This window comes from Flavobacterium limnophilum (assembly GCF_027111315.2).
In the GTDB taxonomy this organism is placed as follows: Bacteria; Bacteroidota; Bacteroidia; order Flavobacteriales; family Flavobacteriaceae; genus Flavobacterium; species Flavobacterium limnophilum.
In genome coordinates, this window is record NZ_CP114289.2 from 571,868 (window position 1) to 593,416 (window position 21,549).

General features: G+C 39.8%; 19 protein-coding genes. All 19 read right to left on the reverse strand.

Translation table 11 applies throughout. From position 1 onward, the window contains the following. Positions 1-104: 104 nt before the first annotated feature. On the reverse strand, positions 105-1,268 hold the full coding sequence (locus tag OZP13_RS02365) for a phospholipase D-like domain-containing protein (protein ID WP_281298515.1): 1,164 nt from the start codon (positions 1,266-1,268) through the stop codon (positions 105-107). Next, positions 1,258-2,358: a site-2 protease family protein gene (locus OZP13_RS02370; protein WP_281298516.1), complete on the reverse strand. Its 1,101-nt coding sequence runs from the start codon at positions 2,356-2,358 to the stop codon at positions 1,258-1,260. Before OZP13_RS02370 ends, OZP13_RS02365 begins: the two co-directional genes overlap by 11 nt. Before the next feature lie 117 nt (positions 2,359-2,475). After that, entirely contained in the window at positions 2,476-2,850 is a 375-nt protein-coding gene (locus tag OZP13_RS02375) for a DUF2784 domain-containing protein (RefSeq protein WP_281298517.1), read from the reverse strand. 8 nt (positions 2,851-2,858) lie between these two features. After that, positions 2,859-5,435, reverse strand: coding sequence for a calcium-translocating P-type ATPase, PMCA-type (locus tag OZP13_RS02380; RefSeq protein WP_281298518.1), 2,577 nt, complete (start codon positions 5,433-5,435; stop codon positions 2,859-2,861). An 11-nt stretch (positions 5,436-5,446) separates the two neighbouring features. Then, positions 5,447-6,445: a sodium:calcium antiporter gene (locus OZP13_RS02385; RefSeq protein WP_281298519.1), complete on the reverse strand. Its 999-nt coding sequence runs from the start codon at positions 6,443-6,445 to the stop codon at positions 5,447-5,449. 9 nt (positions 6,446-6,454) lie between these two features. Next, entirely contained in the window at positions 6,455-7,288 is an 834-nt protein-coding gene (locus OZP13_RS02390; RefSeq protein WP_281298520.1) for a universal stress protein, read from the reverse strand. Between the two features lie 9 nt (positions 7,289-7,297). Continuing rightward, a complete protein-coding gene (locus OZP13_RS02395) occupies positions 7,298-7,543 on the reverse strand; it encodes an acyl carrier protein (RefSeq protein WP_269242130.1) in 246 nt (81 codons plus the stop codon). Beyond that, positions 7,540-8,715 (reverse strand): dihydrolipoamide acetyltransferase family protein, encoded by a 1,176-nt coding sequence (locus OZP13_RS02400; RefSeq protein ID WP_281298521.1) that lies wholly within the window; start codon positions 8,713-8,715, stop codon positions 7,540-7,542. Before OZP13_RS02400 ends, OZP13_RS02395 begins: the two co-directional genes overlap by 4 nt. Next, a complete protein-coding gene (locus tag OZP13_RS02405; RefSeq protein WP_281298522.1) occupies positions 8,708-9,706 on the reverse strand; it encodes an alpha-ketoacid dehydrogenase subunit beta in 999 nt (332 codons plus the stop codon). Before OZP13_RS02405 ends, OZP13_RS02400 begins: the two co-directional genes overlap by 8 nt. Before the next feature lie 34 nt (positions 9,707-9,740). Further along, positions 9,741-10,001 (reverse strand): zinc ribbon domain-containing protein, encoded by a 261-nt coding sequence (locus OZP13_RS02410; RefSeq protein WP_281298523.1) that lies wholly within the window; start codon positions 9,999-10,001, stop codon positions 9,741-9,743. A gap of 12 nt (positions 10,002-10,013) precedes the next feature. After that, the gene (gene pdhA, locus OZP13_RS02415; RefSeq protein WP_281298524.1) at positions 10,014-11,009 is read right to left on the reverse strand and encodes a pyruvate dehydrogenase (acetyl-transferring) E1 component subunit alpha; all 996 of its coding nucleotides are present in this window, start codon (positions 11,007-11,009) and stop codon (positions 10,014-10,016) included. A 12-nt stretch (positions 11,010-11,021) separates the two neighbouring features. After that, the gene (locus tag OZP13_RS02420; protein WP_281298525.1) at positions 11,022-12,533 is read right to left on the reverse strand and encodes a trypsin-like peptidase domain-containing protein; all 1,512 of its coding nucleotides are present in this window, start codon (positions 12,531-12,533) and stop codon (positions 11,022-11,024) included. A 62-nt stretch (positions 12,534-12,595) separates the two neighbouring features. After that, the gene (gene acsA, locus OZP13_RS02425) at positions 12,596-14,329 is read right to left on the reverse strand and encodes an acetate--CoA ligase (protein WP_281298526.1); all 1,734 of its coding nucleotides are present in this window, start codon (positions 14,327-14,329) and stop codon (positions 12,596-12,598) included. Between the two features lie 11 nt (positions 14,330-14,340). Beyond that, entirely contained in the window at positions 14,341-14,781 is a 441-nt protein-coding gene (locus tag OZP13_RS02430) for an OsmC family protein (RefSeq protein WP_269242139.1), read from the reverse strand. A gap of 33 nt (positions 14,782-14,814) precedes the next feature. After that, positions 14,815-15,570, reverse strand: a complete 756-nt coding sequence (locus OZP13_RS02435; RefSeq protein ID WP_281298527.1) for an SDR family oxidoreductase — start codon at positions 15,568-15,570, stop codon at positions 14,815-14,817. Positions 15,571-15,589: 19 nt separating this feature from the next. Beyond that, complete coding sequence (gene ppsA, locus OZP13_RS02440; protein ID WP_281298528.1) at positions 15,590-18,004, reverse strand: phosphoenolpyruvate synthase; 2,415 nt, start codon at positions 18,002-18,004, stop codon at positions 15,590-15,592. Positions 18,005-18,370: 366 nt separating this feature from the next. Next, on the reverse strand, positions 18,371-19,678 hold the full coding sequence (locus OZP13_RS02445) for a T9SS type A sorting domain-containing protein (protein ID WP_281298529.1): 1,308 nt from the start codon (positions 19,676-19,678) through the stop codon (positions 18,371-18,373). A 470-nt stretch (positions 19,679-20,148) separates the two neighbouring features. Then, positions 20,149-20,901, reverse strand: coding sequence for a triose-phosphate isomerase (gene tpiA / locus OZP13_RS02450; protein WP_281298530.1), 753 nt, complete (start codon positions 20,899-20,901; stop codon positions 20,149-20,151). 61 nt (positions 20,902-20,962) lie between these two features. Beyond that, positions 20,963-21,460: a TlpA family protein disulfide reductase gene (locus OZP13_RS02455; protein ID WP_269242143.1), complete on the reverse strand. Its 498-nt coding sequence runs from the start codon at positions 21,458-21,460 to the stop codon at positions 20,963-20,965. Between the last annotated feature and the right edge of the window lie 89 nt (positions 21,461-21,549).

The window sequence follows — 21,549 nt, forward strand, 5'->3', positions numbered from 1 at the left end:
TATTTTTAAATAATTATAAATCAGTAAATTAGTGATTCGTAATAAGTATAAATTTACGAAAAATTTATTTCAAAATAGGTATAAAATGTTTATTTTTTTAATCGTCAATACAATTTTCTAAATCGTTTGTGAGGCAAATAAGTGATGATGATTTCGATTGTTCTTGTAGTCCAATACGAAATCCAATTGTTGAATTTAGAGAATAATCCATCTGTCAATTGCCGTGATTCAGGAGTTATTTTTTCGCATTGCGCCATAATTTGGTCGAGATGCGTGAGATAATTATTGGAAAAATCGGCAGAGTGGATTCCCACGTTCATTTCGATGCTCCCAAAAGAGCTCAAGTTATTCAGGTTGAAAGAACCAATTGTGGTCCAACTATTGTCTATAACGGCAGTTTTTCCGTGTAAAATGGATGATTTCCATTCGTACAATTCGATGTTGTATTTTAGTAATTTGGAGTATAAATGGCAACTGGCGCGTCTTGCCATTGGAATATCGGATATTCCGGATAGGATTAATTTAACTTTTACGTTATTTCGGGAAGCTTTTTTCAGTGTGGCAACCAATTTTCTGCCTGGAAGAAAATAACTTCCCACGATTACAATCTCTTTTTGGGCTTCGCCAATGGATTTTATGTAGGCTTTATAGATAGCGTTTTTCCTTTTCAGCCAATCATTTTGGAGAACGCTAACGACAACTTCTCCATTATAATTCACAACCGAAGCTATTTTCTTTCTGCTCACGCGTCTTTTTTTGAAATAAATGTCCGAACATAATTTAGCGAGTGATACTCCCATTTTTTCATCTTGTATTTGAACGGCATAGTCAAGCCAGGGAAGCGAAGTTTGTGTTCCATGGTATTTGTCGGCAATGTTGATTCCGCCAATTAATACGGTTTTTGAATCGGAAACGACCACTTTGTGATGCAATCTTCTGCCGAGATAAAAGGAACTTGCCGAGAATAAAGGGGAGAAAAGACGAATGTTGATTCCGTATTGTGACAGTTCATCCAGAATTCCCTTTGGAAACGAAAACGAGCCAAAACCGTCGAGTAAAATGTATATTTTCACATTTCGGCGAGCGGCTTCTTTCAGCAAGTCAATCATTTTTTTGCCAACAGTATCGTAATCGAAAATATAGGTTTGGATATGGATCTCGGATTTGGATTCCAAAATGATGCGTTCCAATCGGGCAAAATAATCTTCGCCACTATGGACTAGTTCCATGAATTTTGTTGTGGAAATAGTAGTGTCGTTATGCAGCATGGGCTCTTTTTGCTTTAACCTCTTTTATTAAAATAAACTCCAAAAGATTTTCCGTGTCCAAGGTGCCAATGAGTTGGTTGTCTTCGATTACGAGCATTAAAGTATGTTTATTTTTGTAAACCAATTCAAAAACATCTTCCAAAAGAGAATCGGCTTGGAGCATGATTAAATCCCTGTCAATAATGGAAGACAGCTCCGTTTCATCCTCTTTTTTAGACAATGCTTCCATGATTTGTTCGCGGTTCAATGTTCCCATCGGGATGCCGTTTTCGGTCACCAAAAAATGTTTGTTTTGACTGTCAAGCATCAATTTTACTGCTGTTTCCAGCGTTTCATTGTAGTCGATGGTTGGATATTGTTTCATCAGTACATCTCGAACTTTGTAGCCTTTGAGCATGTGTTTCGACTCGGTATATTCAGACTCGATTTGGGCGCCCATAAAAACAAATATACCAATAAATATCAAAAATGGATTGGAGAAAAAGCCTAAAAAGATAAATCCCAGTGCCAATACTTGGCCTATTCGTGCCGCAATTTTTGTGGCATGATGTCTTTCCAACTTATAAGACAACAAGGCTCGAAGTACTCTTCCGCCATCCATCGGGAAAGCAGGAATTAAATTGAAAACCGCCAAAACCATGTTCACCAAATAGAAATTAAGGAAAAAATTACCGGCATTCACTCCATTGGCCAATTGGGCGACCATTTCTTCCGAAGTATTGGGCAAGGTGATGAACAAGCTGGTTACAAAAGCCAAGACTATATTGACCAATGGTCCTGCAAAGGCAACCGCTAATTCTTCAGAGGGTTTTTCGGGCAATCTTTCTAATCGTGCCAATCCGCCAATGGGCAAAAGCGTGATGTCCTTGGTTTTTATATTGTACTTTTTAGCGGTCAAGGCGTGTCCCAACTCGTGCAATAAAACGGTTAGAAAAATGCATAAAACAAATAACACGGACCATAAAATTTGTGTCGCATTTTGACCCGCTTTATAGTTGACGTAAACAATGAATAGAATTAACAACGAGAATGTCCAGTGAATAAACAGGCCGATTCCCACAATGTTCCCGAGTTTGAATGATCCTTTCATTTGTTTGAATTTTTAATGTGATTATCTCTAATATTGTCTAAAAAAACAAGAAATTACCAATGCATCTTGTTTATAAAGTTAAGAATAAAATAGTAATTATCAGTATAATATGGGGTTTTACTTTCGTTTTGCTACTCTTTTCTTTAAGTCAAAATAAATACTAACGGAAAATGCCGCAAAAAACACAAGTACAGTTGTCGTGTCCACCCAATTTTCGGGTAGATTAACTCCGGTTATTTTTAGAATCAAGAAATGAATATAGGAATTGCTCGAGTCATTATAACCCAAAAGTTGGCGCACTTTCCAATGCCAATCCGTAAACGGACAATAGCCAATTCCATAGAAAATTCCCAACACAAACCAAGAAAAAGCGGTAAGTGACAGCGAAATTAAATTGGCTAATCGCCACTTCGGGACAATCCATCCCAAAACATTGAACAGGATCAGGACGCCGTGAAACAGGATAAAAAAATAGTCGATTATATGAAGCATCAGTTTGCTCATTTGTTTTTTAATCGGATAATCCATTTTTCGATTTCTACCGCCCAAAACACCACGCTAGAAGCCACAAAGGTTATCGCCAATTCATAAATGGAAAGTGGTTGGGTTTTAAAAACACTATTAAAGAACGGAGAATAAATGAGTATCATTTGCAGTACGACAGTAAGAAATAATGCCCCCAAAAGCGGCTTGTTTGAAAATACTCCAATTTTAAAAAGGGACTCTCTCTCGGAACGAATAGCCATTACGTGCCCCATTTGGCTAAAGCATAAAACCGTGAAAGCCATTGTTTGCCAATGTGAATTTTCACTGTTTATTGCCCAATATTGAATTCCCAAAGTTGTTATTCCCATTAAAAAACCCACCCATAAAATATGTCTTCCCATACCGTTTGAAAAAATATTTTCCTTCGGATTTCTTGGAGGTTTTTTCATGATGTTAGCCTCGGCAGGTTCTGATGCAAGCGCGAGTCCGGGTAAACCATCGGTGACAAGATTGATCCAAAGAATGTGGATGGCCAAAAGCGGAATGGGCAACAAAAAAAACGGAGCCAGAAAAATAGCCCAAATTTCCCCCGAATTTCCGGTCATGATATATTTGATGAACTTTAGAATATTGTCAAAAACCTTTCGACCATGTTTGACCGCAACGACTATGGTGGCAAAATTGTCGTCCAGCAAAATCAGGTGCGACGCTTCCTTGGAAACTTCGGTACCGTTGATTCCCATGGCGATGCCAATATCCGCATTCTTCAGCGCCGGTGCATCGTTCACACCATCGCCAGTCATGGCAACAATTTGGCCTTTATCGTGCAAAGCGTTGACGATTTTTAGTTTTTGCTCCGGATTTACACGAGCATATACACGAACTCTTTCGACAATATCGTCAAATTGTTGTTCCGTCAATGCCGCAAGTTCTGGACCGCTCAATACCAAATCTTCTTCGGAAGTCATTATTCCCAGTTGTTTTGCAATGGCTATCGCGGTGAGTTTGTGGTCGCCAGTAATCATTACGGGAATAGTGCCGGCTTGTTTGCATTCTGCGACAGCCTGTTTTGCTTCTTCTCTTGGCGGATCAATAATTCCTGCAAAACCGATCAAGGTCAATTCCGATTCTATGATTTCGACGTTTTGTAATTCCGGCAAAGTTTCCATTTCTTTTATGGCATAGCCAATGACGCGATAGCCTTTTTCCGCCATTTCATTGGCTTTTGATTCCAATTCGGGAATAAGCGATTTTTGGTTTTCGACCAATTTTTCCAATAATAATTCTATGGCACCTTTGGTAATGGCAATAATTCCTTTTTCGGTTTTATGGAAAGTGGTCATGCATTTCCGGGTAGAATCAAACGGCAGTTCGGCAATTCTTGGAAATTTTTTTTCTAAATCCGTTCTTTCCTTGTTTTTGTCGAAAGCGTATTGCGCCAAAGCCAGTTCGGTAGAATCGCCCAACCATTTTCCTTCTTTGTTTTTCGATACATCGTTGTTTAGCGCCATGGTATCGAGCAAGAAATTGTTTTGGAGAAAATCAGTGTCGGAATTTTGGACTGGAATTTCATAAATTTCCTGGACGGTCATTTTATTCAAGGTGAGCGTTCCTGTTTTGTCGGAACAGATATAAGTAACGGAGCCAAGCGTTTCCACGGCGGGAAGTTTCCGAATCAGTGCGTTATTTTTTGCCAATCGCTTGGCACCAAAAGCCAAGGCAATGGTTACCAATGCCGGCAAAGCTTCGGGAATGGCAGCAACGGCCAGCGAAATGGAGGTGAGCAACATCGTCAGCGCATTCTCGCCACGCCACCAACCAAAGACAAAAATCACGGCACAAATAAGGAGGACAAAAACCGATAATCGTTTACCAAAAGCGGTTAGCCTCTTTTGTAATGGCGTTGATTTTTCTTCAGTTTGAATCATTTTGGCGATAAGCCCAAGTTCCGTATTCATTCCGGTCGCCATGACATAAGCAATCCCGCGTCCATTGGTAACGTGGGTTCCCTTGAATCCCATATTGATTCTGTCGCCAAGCGAATAATCGCCTTTCGGGAGTGTGTCGCTATTTTTTTCGACATTGTGTGATTCGCCAGTTAGAGCAGATTCATCGACTTTAATTTGGTGGGTTTCAAAAAACCGAACATCGGCAGGAATAATGTTACCGGCTTCAAGCAACACGACATCTCCGGGGACCAGATTGGAAACTATTATTTCTATTACATGACCTTCCCGCACCACTTTTGCATTGGTTGGAACCATGTTTTTTAGGGCTTCCATCGCTTTTTCGGAGCGGTATTCTTGAATAAAACCAACGCTGGCATTGATGATAATTATGGCAAGAATAATTAAGGTATCTGTCAAGTCTCCCAAAATTCCCGAAATGATGGCTACCACGATGAGAATGAGAATCATGAAATCGGTCAATTGATGCAAGATTATCTGCCAAACGGTTTTCTTTTTTGTGTCTTCAATCTCGTTTTTTCCGTATTCGGACAAGCGTTCCGCAGCAAGGGTATTGTCAATGCCTGACGGAGTTGAATTCAGCAACTCTGCAATTTCGGTGGTTGATAGTAAGTGCCAGTTCATCGCTTCATTTTTTATGTTTTATAATATAGTAATCCCATCATCAACACATATACCGCCAATATCAATGAAGTATCGATGGCGAGTTTCCACTTTTTTTCGGCTTTAAACACGATGCCGATAATCCCAATGGCGGTTATGACAATTGTGCCAAGTACAGGGATAATATGGTTGGGACTTGTAAAAAGGAAAATAGGCCCTTTTGTGTATAAAATATCGTCCAGTGACAGTATTGCAATGTTGAAAATATTGCTTCCAAAAACATTACCAATGGCAAGATCAATGGTACCTATACGAATAGCGGCTACGGAGACCACAACTTCAGGCAACGAAGTGGAAGCGGCAATAAACAAAGTACCAAAAAAACTTTGCCCCAATCCGCTTGCTTCCGCAAGGGTTTTTCCAAAAAAAGGCAACAACATTGCTGCTCCCATTAAAAGAAGTGCATTGAGGGCATATTTAAAAACTACTTGTTTGAGGGTAAGACCATGAGAATTGTTCTTTTTTTCCAGACTATGATTATTCTTTTTATCATAGAGAAACACCACCCGAATGGCAATTAGATATAAAACTAGAAACAATAAGCTAAATCCTCCAACCCACACAATAGTTCCAAAAATATCAGGCATTAAAATTGTAAATGCCAGCATACTCAGCATCATAATCCCAAAAGAGGCTGCAATAATATGTCCTGTCTCGGCATCTGTTGTCAATGGCTTTTTATGATTGTAAAACATATCCATTATGGAAATAATGAGAATATTGAAAGCACAACTCCCCACAATGTCGCCAACGGCAAGATCGGGAGCGTCCAGAATTGTAACTGAACTGATTCCCGACATTAGTTCGGGCATAGAAGTTACGGAGGCCATGAGAATAATTCCCATAAACATTTTTCCCCAACCCAGCATATCAGCCATAATGTCTCCATATTTGGAAAGTCGGGAGCCTGATATAACAATAATTACTGTCACAACTATAAATCCGATGATATGGAGCAGTATTGTATTCATGTTGGGGTCTTATTTTACTGGAATTGTCAGTACTGGAATATGGATATGATAGGCAATGGTTTTTGTTATGCTTTTATGAAATAAGTGATTCCAAATCCCTTCTTTTTTTATGGGAGAAATCACTAAAATATCGGTTTTGTCGATCAATGTTAGGTCTAAAATTTTTTTAGCCACTTCTTCTCCTTCAATATGTTGAAACGATAAAGGAATCTCGGAAAAGTGATTTCCAATTTTTATTTTGTATTTATTGAATTCTCGTGCTGATTCGTTGGCATTATTAATGTCATCGATATGCATGATGTTTATTTTTGCCTTGAAAAATGAATTTAGATCCAAAATTGATTGGATTATTCGAATGTCTTTTCTGCCATAATCGGATACGTAGGTTAATTTTTTTGGCATTATAAATTTGCATTTCTGTGGAATTGCCATCACAAAACAAGGAACTTTAGTCATGACGTCGGCGGTAAAACTTCCTACTATTGCTTCTTGCAAGCCACTTGCCCCTTTTGTTCCCATCACGATTAGATCAATTTTGTTTTTTTTGCAAAATTTTGTGATTTGGATACTTTTTGGTCCACGATCCACATAAACAGAAACTGGGATTTTATTATTTGATTTTAAAATATGGGATTTGATTTTGTCCAGCCTGTTTGTTAAATTTCTTTCTGTCTCCAGATTTTCCCTGTCGCTTTCGCTAATGGAGTAAAAACCGCTTTCAAAAGGAATGAACGAATGATATAAAACAATTGAAGCATCAAATAATTTCGCCAATTCTACAGCATAATGGATGGCATAATCGGCCGAAATTGAAAAATCGGTGGGCACAAGTATTTTTTTCATAACTTTTTATTATTTCATTTTGTCCAAAATATACTCCACCAAGGTTTTTAGCGTGGTAATTTTTCCATAATCTTCTTCCGGAATTTCGATTCCCAATTGTTCGTTCAGTGAAACCAAGAATTGCAAGGTGTCGAACGAGTCAATATCCAGCGTCTCCCGAATATTTTCATTGGGTTGCAAGGTCGAAGGTTCCGTATCGGGTGCAATTTGCTTCAACAATTGAAAGATGGTTTTCCTAATTTCTTCTTCGCTCATAATAATTCCGGATTTTGTAAATTATTGTTCAAAGCGGAAAGAAAATCACTTCCTGTAAGTCCGTCCGTGGCGCGATGATCACCTGCCAAAGTTGCCGTAAAAATCGGTCGAATACCCAACATTCCGTTTTCGACAACTGGTTGTTGTGAACTGCCTCCGAAACCGACAATCGCCACCTGAGGCGGATAGATAACGCCAAAAACCATGTCGGCACCGCCTTCGCCCAGACTGGTAATGGAGATGGTGGTATCCGTTAAATCCGAGCTGCGCAATTTCATCGCTCTTGCCCTTGGAATGATGTCGTTCAAGGCTTCCATAATTTCGTCAACGCTTTTCAGGTTTGCATTGCGAATGGCTGGAACGATCACGCCACCGCCACGCAATGACACCACGAAGCCAATGTTGATTTCTTCTTTTAACTGCAAACCGTTGTCCCAAATCGCATTCAAATTCGGGAAATCGACAAGGGATTTCGCCGTTGCTTTTATAATCAAGGCGGCAGGCAACAACCGTTTTTGTATGGTTCGTTTGCTATTGGCTTCCCGCAACCAAGCCAACGCTTTTGTCATGTCAATCTTTTTTTCCAAATAATAATGCGGGATTTCCTTGTTGGATTTGCTCACGGCAGCAGCCACGGCCAACCGGATTGCCTCAAGTTGGAGCGGCGTTTTTCCTTCCGGTTTTGCCGTTTTTTCTTTTTGAACCATGGCATTATCCACGTCTTCCTTGGTAATGGCACCGTCTTCTCCCGTTCCTTGAATTCGTGAAAGGTCGATATTGTTGTCGGCTGCGATTCTTTTTGCCAATGGTGATGCCTTGATGTGTTTTTTTTCTGATTTTTCTCCCGTTGGTTTTTTGATTGTTTTTTCTTCAGTTGGCTGAATTTGAGGGATGATTTTTTCGGGAGCAGCCTCTTTTTGGGTTTCCTGGTCTTCTCCATTTGTTTTAATCAAAGCCATCACGGTTCCAACAGGAATTTTGGTGCCTTCTTTAATCAACAATTCACCAATGACACCTTCGTCGAAGACTTCGATTTCGATCAATCCTTTTTGCGTTTCCACTTCGGCAATAATATCCCCACGCTTCACTGTATCTCCCGGTTTTTTTCTCCATTCGACCAATGTTCCGGCTTCCATATCGGCGCCAAGGCTAGGCATTTGAAATTCAATCATGGCTCATCATTTTTTTTACTGCATTTACAATGTCATCTTTCTGTGGAACGGAGGCATTTTCAAGGTGCAAAGGATAGGGAATTGGCGCTTCGACACCGCACAAACGTTGCACGGGAGCATCCAATTCGTAAAATGCTTTTTCCATGATTCTGGAACTTATTTCCGAAGAAATACTCACCGACTGCCATGCATCTTCCACAAGCAGTGCTCGATGCGTTTTGGCCACCGAGGCAAGGAAAGTGGCTTCGTCCAATGGTCGTAAAACCCGTAAATTGACCACTTCGGCATCAATTCCGATTGTTGCCAATTCGGCTGCCGCTTCCAGACATTTATAAACTCCCGCACCGTAAGTGATGATGGAAATATCCTTTCCTTCTTTTAAAACTTTCGCATTGGAAATATCAATCTCACTGGCATCATTTGGAATTTCTTTCTCCAAATTAAGCATTGAGGTATATTCGAAAATAATCACTGGATCTGGACTTTTCAAAGCCGAGAGCAACATTCCTCTAGCATCTTCGTGCGTGCCAACCGACAAAACTATTAATCCTGGAATGTGTGCATAAAACGGTTCCCAACTGTGCGAATGTTGTGCTGCCAATTGTTTGCCGATGCCACAGCCCATTCTGATGACGACGGGCACATTCAATTGCCCTCCGGACATGTGTTGCAATGTGGCGGCATTGTTGACGATTTGATCCATGGCGAGCAAGCTGAAATTGACGGTCATTAGTTCTACTATGGGTTTTAAGCCAGTGATTGCCGCTCCAATTCCTGCTCCCACAAAACCCGACTCGGAAAGCGGAACATCCATAATTCGTTCTTCGCCAAATTCCTCTAACAGTCCTTTGCTTACGGCAAATGCGCCACCATAACGACCCACATCTTCTCCCATCAAGAAAACACGCTCGTCATTTTGCAAGGCTTCGCGCAGACCTTGTGTCAAGGCTTCACGATATGTGATGTTTATTTTGCCGTTATTATTTTCCATTGGTTGAATTAATTAAGGTTTTTTAAAATGCTTATTATTTGTTTTTCCAACGACTTAAAGCGGGTAAAATATTTATTGCTTTTTGGATTACGCCGTGCGGCATATTCAATTTTTTCATTTGGGTTTGAACAGTGTTTTTCATGTCTTCCAAATTCATTTTAGGATTTTTGAATGAACCATTTTCATAACAGTATTTGCAGTATTCATCGGTTTTTAATCCGTTTTTTTCTGTTCCTTTCACGGCTTCTTTGTCAAGTGGCATACCACAACTTTGACAGAATGTTACATTTTCCATGGTTATATAATTTTAAGTTCTTAATTCGCTATAAACAAACTTTGTCAATTCTTCTATTGGTTCCCAAGTTCCTGCTTCGGCAAAATCAACCGCAATCTGGATTTTCTTTTCTGTTTTATGTTCCATTTCCTTTATTTCATCAGGAGTAATCAATTTCTGTTGCAATAGATATTCCTCAAATTGCGGAATGGGATCACGTTTTTTCCATTCCTCGACTTCCTTTTTATCACGGTACAATTCGGCATCAAACATGGAATGCGCCCGGAAACGATAAGTATTGCAAACCAATAAATAGGGTTTTCCGCTGCTTCTTACTTTTCGGACGGCAGTATTGGCGGCGGCCATCACATTCATTAAATTCATTCCGTCCACCGAAGTTGATTCGATTCCGTAAGCAGCTCCTTTTTTTTCTAAATCAATATTGGCATGGGTATATTTTATTGCGGTTCCCATGGCATACAAATTATTTTCGCAAACGAACAAAACGGGAACTTGCCACAATGCCGCCAGATTCATTGCCTCGTGAAATTCCCCTTCGGCTGCTGCGCCTTCGCCAAAGAAACAACACGCAATGGTGGATTTCTTTTGCTTTTTGGACGCTAATGCCATTCCAACCGCCATTGATAGATGGCCGCAAACAATGGCATTGCCTCCATAGAAGTTTTTTGATGTGTCGAACAAGTGCATCGAGCCGCCACGACCTTTGGAACATCCTTCTTGTTTGCCATACATTTCTGCCATAATAACGTCTGCATCGATTCCTCTTGCCAGCGCATGACCATGTTCGCGATAGGTTCCCAACACATTGTCGTCATCGTTCAATGCTTGTGTAACGCCAACAGCAACGGCTTCTTCGCCAATGTATAAATGCAGGAATCCCCTGATTTTGGCTTTGGTGTATTGTTCGGCGGCTTTTTCCTCAAATCGCCGAATGAGCAGCATTTGATATAAAAGAAGTAAGTCTTTTTTTATATCTGTTGGCTTCTCTATGGTGGCTGATTGTTCCATGGTGTTTTAATTTTACATTCCAAATGCGTAATAATAGTAAGTGGGGTCGCCGGCATATTTTCCTTCGAGCATTATGCCTCCCTGTTGTTTTTGAACGGCCGCAATAAAGGAATCCACAGTTGAAACTTCTCTATTGTTGACAGCTGTAATTACAAATCCTTCCCTTATGTTGGTATTCCGTTTTAGCTTTCCGTCAAATAATTTTGTGACTTTCAGGCCATTCTTGATATTGTATTTCTTTTGTTCTTCTTTGCTGATTGGAACCAGTTGGATTCCCAGATCTTTAAGCAAACTGGAGCTTTCGGTTTTTACGGTTTTAATGCTTGTTTCCTGTTTTTTGAGTGTTGCATAAAGTTCTTTTTTTTCATTGCTATTTCGGATTAGCGTGATTTTCACTTTGTCTCCGGGACGTTTTCGCATCACGATTTCCTGTAATTTGGCAGTTGTCATTGTTTCGATGTCATCAATGCTGATGATTACGTCTTTCGCCCTGACACCGGCTTCTTTTGCCGCTCCGGTTGCCGACACACTGTCGACATAAACACCATTGGCACGGTCAATATTGATTTCCTTTGCCATTTTACTGTCCATATCTCGGATTACGATTCCTAAAAAACCTCTGCTTACAGTACCATAATTCATAAGATCATTCGAAACTTTTTTGACAATATCTACAGGAATTGCAAAAGCATAACCCGCATAAACTCCGGTTGGCGTTGCTATTGCGGTATTGATTCCGATAAGTTTTCCTTCCAATGTTACCAATGCACCTCCGCTGTTGCCAAGGTTTACCACGGCATCCGTTTGTATGAAAGATTCGATGGCACCTTGATCTTTTAAAATATTCAAGTTCCGGGCTTTGGCACTTACAATTCCGGCGGTAACGGTCGATGCCAAATTAAAAGGATTTCCTACCGCAACGACCCATTCTCCCACTTCGATTTTGTCACTGTCACCAAAGGCAATGAAGGCCAGTTTCTTTTCGTCTATTTTAATCAGGGCAAGATCAGTTTGTGGATCGGTTCCTATGAGTTTGGCGGCATAAGAGCGTCCGTCATGCAAAGTGACATTGATTTCGTAGGCCTCTTTAATCATGTGATTATTGGTAACAATGTATCCGTCAGGGGTCAATATTACTCCAGAACCGCTTCCAATTATGGGTTCGGAATCGTATTCTTGTCGGAATTTGAATTGTCTGAAAAAAGAATCGTCCCCGAAAAATTCTTTTAAAGCATCGGGTAAATTATAAAAATTATCGTTGCCTTCATTTCCATACCGTTGGGTTTCTGGTTTGAACGTAGATTTGATGTGAACCACTCCCGGTGTGGCTATTTTTGCGGCCATCCTAAAATCGACATTGCCGGAATAGGAAACGTTATCCGTATAGCCACCAGCATTTTTTTGAATTTCTTCAATATCTTTTTCCTCTTTCTTGTCCTGTGCCTGACATCCTTGAAAGAAAAGAAGGGCAACAAACAAATAAAGCATTTTACTTTTTAAATCTATTTTTTCTAGCAGTTTCATAATTCAAATTGTTTTAAAAAATTAGTTTTTCAGTACATATTTATCTCATTTATTGCATTAATTCAGGATTGTTCCAAGGTGGAAATATCGCCTTCGGGCAAGCCGAGTTCTCTGGCTTTCAATAATCTTCGCAAGATTTTTCCGCTTCGGGTTTTGGGAATGTTTTCGACAAATTCAATTTCTTTGGGAGTAACGGCTGGTCCCAATTCTTTTCGGGCGAAAGCCATAATGTTCATTTTGGTTTCCTCGTTTGGAATATTTCCAGATTTCAAAACCACGAAAGCTTTTACCAATTCACCAATGGTGGCTTCCGGTTTTCCAATGGCTGCGGCTTCTGCAATTGCCGGATGACGCATCAAAGTGCTTTCGACTTCAAAAGGGCCGACCATATGTCCCGATGTTTTGATAATGTCATCGGCGCGACCCACAAACCAGAAATAACCATCGGCATCTTTCTTGGCCAAATCTCCGCTGAGGTACCATTCGCCAATGAAGCATTTTTGGTAGCGTTCTTCTTCATTTAAATAACCACGAAAAAGTGATGGAAATCCTTTTTTCAAGACCAAATGTCCTTGAAGATTGGGTTCCGAAAGCAGCTGAATTTGGTTGTCCTTGACTTCGGCAATGGCTGCTTCCAATCCGGGCAGCGGTTTTCCCATCGAGCCGGGTTTTACTTTCATCGAAGGAAAATTGGCAATCATAATGCCTCCAGTTTCGGTTTGCCACCAATTATCTAGAATCGGAATTCCAAAGGTTTTTTCTCCCCAAATCACGGCTTCGGCATGGAGTGGTTCGCCCACACTCAGGATAATTCGCAGATTTTCGAGATTGTAAATTTCCAATGGCTTGATGTCCATTCGCATCAATCTCCTGATGGCGGTGGGAGCTGTGTACCAAATAGTAACTTTGTGTTCTTCGAGAATCGAATACCATCTTGCGGCATCAAATTCTTCTTCGTCGATAATACTGGTGACACCATTTACAAGCGGCGAAAGGATTCCATAAGAAGTTCCCGTTACCCAACCCGGATCGGCGGTACACCAAAAAACATCTCCTTCGTGAAAATCCAACACATATTTTCCGGTACTATAATGAGTGAGAACGGCTTTGTGAACGTGCAAAGCGCCTTTTGGCATACCGGTGGTTCCACTGGTAAAATGCAGCAAGGCCAAATCTTCCGGATGGGTTTCGGGGATGATGAATTCATCGCTTGCCTGTTCCATAAGTTTGGAATAGGACACTATTTTATCCGAAATATGTTCCGTTGCATCGGTCAAAATAACGTATCGAAGTGAGGGAAGTTGATCGATTAATTGTTTTGCTTTTTTTTCGAAAAGGAGGGAAGTGGTCAATAAAACGGTTGCCTCTCCTTTTTTCAATCTTTGAAATATTGGCTCAGGGCCAAAAACAGAAAACAACGGACAGAAAACGGCTGTGTATTTCAAAGTTCCCAAGGCAGCGATATACAATTCGGGAATTCTTCCTGCCAAAGCGAAAATGCGTTCCCCTTTTTGGACGTTTAATTTCCTCAAAACATTGGCAAATTTTGAAGTCTCCCGTTGCAAATCAGAATATGTGAAATCGTTAAAACTTCGGTCTTTGTGAATAAAACGAAATGCCACCACATTTTTCAAATGACTTTCGGCGTGGCGGTCAACGGCTTCGTGAGCGATGTTCAAGCCTTTTCCGTCGGGTAAACCGCTTAATTCTTGGGCAACATTTTCCCAAGAGAAAGTGGCTCGAACTTTTTCATAATCCGAAAGGTTGTGTTCTGTTTTATTTTTGGTGGCAAACATTTTTTTATCATTTATGCCAATACTTTTTCCACGATAATTTCCGGTTCCAAAAGGATAGTGGCTTTAATCGCATTGGAAATTAGACATTCTCTTTTGCTCATCTCAAGAATATGGATTGCCCTTTCTTGTTTTTGTGTATGCGGAATCGTGACTTTGGGTTTCAAGATGATTTCGGTCAAGGTGTGTTTGCCTTCAATTATGGCAATATTGCACGCGGCATTACTCTCAAAACTGATGAAATCCAGCTTTGAATTTTCGGCTATGGCCAAGAAAGTCGTCATCAAACAACTATTTACCGATGCTGTCAATAAGTGCTCCGGTGTCCAAACGCCTTCCATTCCTTTTGGGAAATCAGGAGGTGTTGCCACTTCAATTTTTTGTGGTAAACTTGGGGAACTCAAGACTCCCTTTCTGTTTACCATCCATTTTAGATTAACTTCGTAAGTGTACATTTTACAAGATTTTAAGTGGATAAATTCCAATAATTATTGTGCAACAAAACCACCATCCACAGGCATTGCAATTCCAGTGACAAAAGAAGCTTCATCCGAGCATAACCACATCACTGAACAAGCTATTTCCTCCGGTTGTCCAAAACGGCCAACGGGTTCCAAACTCGTAAATTGCGCTTCGGCTTCTTTCTTTTTTCCGGTAAGGCGATCGATCATGGGCGTTTGTATAACTCCAGGACAAACGGCATTTACCCTGATTCCTAGTTTGGCACATTCCAAGGCAGCTGTTTTCGTCAGTCCAATCACGCCGTGTTTAGAGGCTACATAAGCTGGCAAGCCTTGAAATCCGACCAGTCCAGCCACAGAAGAGCAGTTAACGATTGATCCTTTACCTTTTTCTAGCATTACAGGAATTTGATATTTCATGCAAAGCCAAATTCCTTTTAGGTTGACGTCAATAGTTTTGTCCCAGTTTTCCTCGGAACAATCTTGGACAGGAGCCGAAGTTCCTTCGATTCCGGCATTGTTAAAAGCATAATCCAAGCGTCCGAAAGTGGCAATGGTTTTTTCAATTAGCGCTTTTACATCCGCGCTTTTTGACACGTCGCATTGTACGAATACGGCTTCTCCTCCCAAATTTTCGATTAAATCCATAGTTTCTTCATTTTCTATCCAATCGGCAATGACGACTTTGGTGCCTTTTCTTGCGAAAGCTATAGCAGTGGCTCTACCAATTCCTGAAGATCCTCCTGTTATTAGGGCTACTTTGTCTTTGAATGTGTTTTCCATAATGCTAATGTTTTTAAAATTATATTCGAACTGTATTTTTCCTTTCGGCAACCAAAATATTTTCGATTCCTCTTATTAAAGCGTCGGGATTAAACGAGATGCTGTCAATGCCTTCTTCCACCAAGAACTGGGCAAACTCGGGAATATCGCTTGGCGCTTGGCCACACAATCCCACTTTTATGTTGTTGCGTTTGGCCGCATGAATGGTTTCTTGGATTAAAAACTTGACTGCAGGATTTTGCTCGTTGAATAAAAAGCTGACCAAGGCAGAATCACGGTCCAAGCCAAGCGTGAGTTGTGTCAAATCATTGGAACCAATAGAAAATCCGTCAAATAGTTGGGCAAATTTATCGGCCAACAAGACGTTGCTGGGGATTTCCACCATTACGTAGATTTCCAATTCGTTTTCACCCTGGATTAATCCATTTTTAGCCATTTCCGCAATTACTTTTTCTCCTTCTTCGACGGTTCTGCAAAAAGGAATCATCAGTTTCACGTTGTGCAATCCCATTTCGTTTCGTACTTTTTTCATGGCTTCGCATTCCAATGCAAAACCTTTTCGATAAAAATCACTGTAATAACGGGAAGCCCCACGGAAACCAATCATCGGATTTTCTTCTTGGGGTTCGAAATATTTTCCGCCGATGAGGTTGGCATATTCGTTGCTTTTGAAATCGCTCATTCGCACAATGACATCTTTTGGATAAAAAGCCGCAGCCACTGTTGAAACCGCTTCGGCAAGTTTGTCGACAAAATAATCTCTGCCGTTTTCATATCCTTTTGTAAATTCCTTGATTGCCGAAATGGTGGTTTCATCGGTTAGTTTTTCGGGTTCGCACAGGGCATTGGGATGTATTTTTATGGTGTTGGAAATGGCAAATTCCATTCGCATCAATCCCACGCCTTTATTGGGATAAAAACTCAAATCGAAAGCTCTTTCGGGATCGGCAAGGATAAACATTGGGTTTGTTTTAGGCATTTCAATCTGACTAAAATCCTGTTCTTTTATTTCCCATTTCAGCAAGCCTTCGTATATGTTTCCCAGTTTGCCTTCGGCACAGGAAACTGTGATTTCTTGTCCATTTTTGATAACTGAAGTTGCGTTGCCGCATCCCACGACGGCAACGGTTCCGAGTTCGCGCGCCACAATTGCCGAATGGCTGGTTCTGCCGCCTTTGTTGGTAATGATGGCAGCCGCTTTTTTTAAAATGGGATCCCAGTCCGGGTTTGTAACGTCAGTCACAAGAATTTCTCCCTGTTGCAATAGATTTCCTTCTTGCGGATTGTTCAGGATGCGTGCTTTTCCGGAAATAATTTTGTTGCCAAGGGCGATTCCGCTTGTCAATAGGTTGCCTTTTTCTTTTAGGGAATAAATTTCAACGGTTTGTTTTCGTTCTTTTCCGTGGATGGTTTCCGGCCTTGCTTGAACAATGTAGAGCTGGTCGTTCAATCCGTCTTTCGCCCATTCGATATCCATGGCTTTCATGTAATGGTCTTCTATTTTTTGGCACCATAGCGCCAGTTTGACCACTTCGTTTACCATCAACGAAAATTTATTTCGTTCTGTCAATGGCGTGTCAATGTTTTCAATGGTCTTTTCTACTGATGCGCCTTCTATTTTTTCGGAATAAATCATCGTGAATTCCTTGTTGCCGCAGCGACTTTTCAGGATTGGGTTTAGTTTTTTGTTGAAAAGTGTGGGTTTGAAAACCATCCATTCATCGGGAGTGACTCTTCCTTGGACGATATTTTCACCCAATCCAAATGTGCCGTTGATGACGATTGTGTTTTTAAATCCGCTATCGGGATCGATGGTAAAAGCCACGCCGGAAGAGGCTTTGTCGCTTCGAACCATTTGTTGCACGCCAACGGAAATCGCGATGTCCATTCCTGCAAATCCCATGTCGTGGCGGTATTTGATGGCGCGATCCGTGAACAGGGAAGCATAGCAACGACGAACTGCTTCGAGCAATTGGATTTCGCCGCTGATGTTCAGGAACGATTCCATTCTTCCCGCAAAACTCGCTGCGGGCAGGTCTTCGGAAGTTGCGCTGCTTCTAACTGCAACATCAAGATTGTTTATTTCGCATTGTTTGCACAGTTCTTTGTAGGCGATAGTTATTTCGTCACGAATTTCATTGGGAATGGTTGCCGACAGTATAAGATTTCGGGCTTTTTCTCCAATGGAGGAAAGGTTGGAATATTCTTTTGTGTCCAGTGAAAGCAGTAAATCATTCAATGGTTTTTCGAGATTATTTGCTTTGCGGAACATTCGATACCCTTGGGCCGTAACGGCAAAACCATTGGGAATGTTGATGCCCATTGGAATCAGTTGGGTGTACATTTCGCCAAGCGAAGCATTTTTTCCGCCCACTTTATCAATATCGGCAATACCGATTTGGTTAAAAAACAAGATGTGTTCCGTGGTTGCCATATTTATAGGATTTAAATATACGAATGGCTTGAAGAAGAGAGTAGTAGGTGTTTCTGCTTGAAAAAGCCGATAGAGTAAATTTAAGAAATTATTGCCTATTCTCGAAAGGAAAAAATAGTTTTTTTAGTAATTTATAATCATTAAATGGTTGTTTAACAATATTTTATGGTTTTTTAAAACAAAATAGACACAGTTTTCCAGAATTGGGTCTTTGTTTTGAAAATTGGGATGAAAGAAGGATAGGAGATTAAAAAATGGAGTTGGTTTTTTATACCAAACGACATTATTTTAATTCAAAATATTTTGGTATAAACAAAAAAAATCCCCGGTTATTTTCATAATCGGGGATTCTATGTGCAAAGATTGTTACTGAAAGATAATTTTTTCGCTGTAACTATTTTCTCCATCGTTAATTTTTATGAGATAAACACCTTTTGATTGTGGAGCAAAATTTATTTCATTTGATGTTTGTTTTTCCGTTTTGGAGGCTTCATATATTTTTTGTCCTGAAAGATTTAATATTTCGATTTGAATTTTTGAATCTGTTTTTTTTAGATTAAAATAAAAGGTTCCGCTGTTTGGATTTGGATAAATAGTTAGGTATTTGCTAACCAGATTTTCCTTGATTCCCAATGGATTAGAATAATGTGCAATTTTATTATCATCAGAGGTTAACCAACCCGTATTTTCATCCCAAAAGAAAATGCTGTAAGGGTTGTATGTTAGTGGATCTTGAGTTGACCAACTCGCTCCTCCATCTGTTGTATGAAGCACATATGTAATATTTGTTGGGCCATCCGTGCTAGTCCCAATCCAGCCAGTTGTTGCGTTTAAAAAGTATAGAGATTTACATTTATAGTCTGCTGTAATGCCTGAATTGACAATTTCTATCCAATCAGTACCACCATTATTAGTTTTAATGATTTTCCCGTTTTGTCCAACTACCCATCCGTGATTTAAATCTGTAAACTGAATTGCAAGAAATCCACCAGGTGTATTATCTGTATATTGTGGTGTCCAATTTACTCCTCCATTTGTAGTTTGATATATTTTATGGGGAGCAACTGCATTTGGACCTGAACTAATTGCCCAGCCATTATTTGGATCCATAAAGTAGAGAATGCCAAGAAATCCACTTGAAGGAACAGGAGTCCAATTATTTCCACCATCATTAGTTTTTAAACTTGTGGATATGTCGCTTGCAAAATTATATATTGTCGCATAACCATTGTTAGTATCAAAAAATTGAATTTGAATTCCAGTGTCTCCAACAGTTTGTGAAAGAATTTTACTTTCCCAATTTATCCCTCCATCTGTAGTTTTATATACAACTACTCCATTTGAATTAAAAGGATCATTTCCAAAGGATTTCAAAACCCAACCAGTTGAAGGATTTATAAAACTCAAATTTAATCCTGGATCAATCAATGAAGATATAATATCAGTAGGGTGAAGCATTTTTTCTACCCAAGTTGCTCCTCCGTCGATGGTGTGTAAAAGCCCACCAGGAGAAATAGAAATCCATCCTTCATTCGCACTCACAAATTGTATTTTTCCAACTTCTGCTGTTGGTTTTACAGGATTTGTTTGAAGAGTCCAACTGTCCTGAGCATTCAAAGAATTCATTGTTAATCCTGAGATTAACAGTGCAAGCATTAAGGTAAAATTTTTCATTTTAGTAAAATTTAAATTTCCTACTCGTATGGTTTTTCGGTTCTACCCCGTTTTTTATCGTGGTTTCTGGGTTCCACTTTATAAGGTAAAAAGTGTAATTTTTTTGGAATGATTTGGGGAAGTAAATAATATTCGATAAAAATGCGCAATATTATTATTGGGCAAAAAGAAGAGAGAAGTAGGTGTTTCTGCTTGTTGAAGCCGTAAGAGTAAATTTAAGAAATTATTGCCTATTCTCGAAAGGAAAAAATAGTTTTTTTAGTAATTTATAATCATTAAATGTTTGTTTAACAATATTTTATGGTTTTTTAAAACAAAATAGACACAGTTTTCCAGAATTGGGTCTTTGTTTTGAAAATTGGGATGAAAGAAGGATAGGAGATTAAAAAATGGAGTTGGTTTTTAAACAAAAAAAATCCCCGGTTATTTTCATAATCGGGGATTCTATTTATAAAGGATAATCTAAATTCTTAAATAGCAGTCACGATTGCTACAAAGTCTTCCGCTTTCAAAGCTGCTCCACCAATAAGACCACCGTCAACATCTGGTTTAGAGAATATTTCTTTGGCATTATCAGGTTTTACGCTACCTCCGTAAAGGATGGAAACATCTTCGGCAACATCGCTACCAAAGGCTTTGCGAACTGTTTCCCTGATGAATTCGTGCATTTCCTGTGCTTGTTCCGGGCTGGCAGTTTCTCCTGTTCCAATGGCCCAAACTGGCTCATAAGCCAAAACAATTTTTTCCCAATCTTTTGCTTGTAAGTGGAATAAACCATCTTTCAATTGGTTTTCAACGATATTGAAATGATTTTGGGATTGACGGTCTTTCAACTCTTCACCAAAGCAAAAAATAACGGTCATGTCGTGTTGCAATGCTGTGTCCACTTTGCTGGCAATCAAGGCATCGGTTTCGTGAAAAATCGCTCTGCGTTCTGAATGTCCAAGAATAACGGTTTTCACGCCAACGCTTGTTAGCATGTCTGCCGAAATTTCACCTGTATAAGCGCCACTTTCTGCTTGGTGCATGTTTTGTGCAGATACACCAATTGCCGTTGATTTCAATTGATTAACTGCCGAAGCCAAGTTGACAAATGTAGGAGCCACAATTACTTGAGCATCCGTTTCTGCAGGGATTTTTGCTATTAATTCGTTTAATAATTCTTCAGTTTGTGCTGCATTTTTGTGCATTTTCCAGTTTCCTGCTACAATCTTCTTTCTCATTTTGTTTGTTTTATTGTTTTTATTATTTTATTTAAATTGTTGTTGTCATTGAAATGGACAACTATTTGTTTAATTCTTTTAAAACGGAATTGATTTTGTCAAAGTCGGTTTCGATGGCCCTGTAAAGCACAATTTTTCCAGTTTTGTCCACGATGATGTATCTAGGAATCCAGTCCAGGTCTATTGCTTTTCCGAATACGCCTTTCATTTGGTCGTTTGCCATAAAATGGTCGCCTTTGAGCTCGTGTTTTTCGATGCCAATTTTCCAATTTTCGGACGTTCTATCCATGGAGATAAACAAGTAGGCCACGTCGGGATTATTGGCTTGCAGTTCTTTTATTTTTGGCATTGCTTTTACACAATCGCCACACCAAGAAGCCCAAACTTCGATGACCAAGGTTTTGCCTCTGTACTTTTTTAGAATGTCTTTGAATGCAACTTGGCTTCCATCGGTTGCCAACAGTTTTTCTGACAAAGCTTCTTTTGAAAATGAATTCTTTTGTGCTTGTGAACAAGAAAAGCTTATCACTGCAAAAAGAAAGACCAATATTTTTCTCATTTTTTAAAAATTTTTCCCAAAGTTACATTTTATTAACCAAAATTCAGGAAGAGTAAACTGCATTATTTCAGGTATTTATACTATTTCGA

Excerpts from the sequence above, each read along its gene's own strand:
- pdhA (WP_281298524.1), bottom strand. The coding sequence starts at position 11,009 with ATGGAACAATCAGCCACCATAGAGAAGCCAACAGATATAAAAAAAGAC.
- OZP13_RS02455 (WP_269242143.1), bottom strand. The coding sequence starts at position 21,460 with ATGAGAAAAATATTGGTCTTTCTTTTTGCAGTGATAAGCTTTTCTTGT.
- OZP13_RS02435 (WP_281298527.1), bottom strand. The coding sequence starts at position 15,570 with ATGGAAAACACATTCAAAGACAAAGTAGCCCTAATAACAGGAGGATCT.
- OZP13_RS02385 (WP_281298519.1), bottom strand. The coding sequence starts at position 6,445 with ATGAATACAATACTGCTCCATATCATCGGATTTATAGTTGTGACAGTA.
- OZP13_RS02420 (WP_281298525.1), bottom strand. The coding sequence starts at position 12,533 with ATGAAACTGCTAGAAAAAATAGATTTAAAAAGTAAAATGCTTTATTTG.
- OZP13_RS02410 (WP_281298523.1), bottom strand. The coding sequence starts at position 10,001 with ATGGAAAATGTAACATTCTGTCAAAGTTGTGGTATGCCACTTGACAAA.
- OZP13_RS02365 (WP_281298515.1), bottom strand. The coding sequence starts at position 1,268 with ATGCTGCATAACGACACTACTATTTCCACAACAAAATTCATGGAACTA.
- OZP13_RS02370 (WP_281298516.1), bottom strand. The coding sequence starts at position 2,358 with ATGAAAGGATCATTCAAACTCGGGAACATTGTGGGAATCGGCCTGTTT.
- OZP13_RS02445 (WP_281298529.1), bottom strand. The coding sequence starts at position 19,678 with ATGAAAAATTTTACCTTAATGCTTGCACTGTTAATCTCAGGATTAACA.
- tpiA (WP_281298530.1), bottom strand. The coding sequence starts at position 20,901 with ATGAGAAAGAAGATTGTAGCAGGAAACTGGAAAATGCACAAAAATGCA.
- OZP13_RS02430 (WP_269242139.1), bottom strand. The coding sequence starts at position 14,781 with ATGTACACTTACGAAGTTAATCTAAAATGGATGGTAAACAGAAAGGGA.
- ppsA (WP_281298528.1), bottom strand. The coding sequence starts at position 18,004 with ATGGCAACCACGGAACACATCTTGTTTTTTAACCAAATCGGTATTGCC.
- acsA (WP_281298526.1), bottom strand. The coding sequence starts at position 14,329 with ATGTTTGCCACCAAAAATAAAACAGAACACAACCTTTCGGATTATGAA.
- OZP13_RS02395 (WP_269242130.1), bottom strand. The coding sequence starts at position 7,543 with ATGAGCGAAGAAGAAATTAGGAAAACCATCTTTCAATTGTTGAAGCAA.
- OZP13_RS02375 (WP_281298517.1), bottom strand. The coding sequence starts at position 2,850 with ATGCTTCATATAATCGACTATTTTTTTATCCTGTTTCACGGCGTCCTG.
- OZP13_RS02400 (WP_281298521.1), bottom strand. The coding sequence starts at position 8,715 with ATGATTGAATTTCAAATGCCTAGCCTTGGCGCCGATATGGAAGCCGGA.
- OZP13_RS02390 (WP_281298520.1), bottom strand. The coding sequence starts at position 7,288 with ATGAAAAAAATACTTGTGCCCACCGATTTTTCAATTTCGGCCGATTAT.
- OZP13_RS02380 (WP_281298518.1), bottom strand. The coding sequence starts at position 5,435 with ATGAACTGGCACTTACTATCAACCACCGAAATTGCAGAGTTGCTGAAT.
- OZP13_RS02405 (WP_281298522.1), bottom strand. The coding sequence starts at position 9,706 with ATGGAAAATAATAACGGCAAAATAAACATCACATATCGTGAAGCCTTG.